Below are 858 nucleotides of genomic sequence, written 5' to 3'. Positions count from 1 at the left end.
GTACTCGTTATATCACTCAATCGGCTTGGCCTGAAACACTCCTAGGACAGTTCTATTTAGCGGTCTCTTGGGTCGGTCACTTCGGCTTTTTGGTGTTCGCTCTCTACCTATTGGTGCTGTTTCCCCTCACCTTTATATTACCGTCAAGAAAGTTACTCCGACTTGTTGCCGTCTGCTTTGCAACAATCGGACTAACTGTTTTATTGATAGATACTCAAACCTATCAAAGCATTAACCTCCACCTAACCCCTGTGGTGTGGGAGGTTCTCTTTAGCGAAGAAGAGACTGCATTCAGTTCTGACTTGCAGCATCTTTTCATCGTTATGCCGCTGATTTTCCTACTCCAACTCGGTCTATCTGAGTGGGTATGGCGCAAGCAGCGCAAACTGTCACACAAACATGTCGGCCGCCCTATCGCCGCTGTGTTTTTCTTGAGTTTTATTAGTAGTCACCTGACTTACATTTGGGCAGATGCCTACTTCTATAACCCAATTACTCGCCAAAAAGCGAACTTCCCGCTCTCTTACCCAATGACAGCGAAGAGCTTCATGGAAAAACACGGCCTACTTGATCGTGAAGAGTACCTAGAACGCCGCGAAGCGAATACTGACAATATCGACCTTGTCAGCTATCCGCTAGAAAAGATTCAATACAACCGCCGCAGTGCAGACCTCAATATTCTGCTAGTGAGTGTCAACAACCTGCGCGCTGACGCACTGAACAATGAAGTCATGCCGAACAGCTTTGCTTACGCACAAGAAGGCATTAACTTCAGCAATCACTACAGTTCAAGTAATTATATGTACGGTATTTTCGGCCTGTTTTATGGCTTGCCAAGCAGTTACTCAAGCAGCATAA

Annotated in this window: 1 protein-coding gene; it reads left to right on the top strand. The window is 45.9% G+C overall.

Annotated elements, in window-relative coordinates:
- A partial coding sequence (locus tag KIV40_RS29415) for a DUF3413 domain-containing protein (protein WP_285352782.1) occupies window positions 1-858 on the top strand: 858 nt, incomplete at both ends.

This window comes from Vibrio sp. D173a (assembly GCF_030248475.1).
The sequence above is the reverse complement of the archived record's forward strand: the minus strand, read 5'-3'. Positions and strand labels throughout refer to the sequence as shown.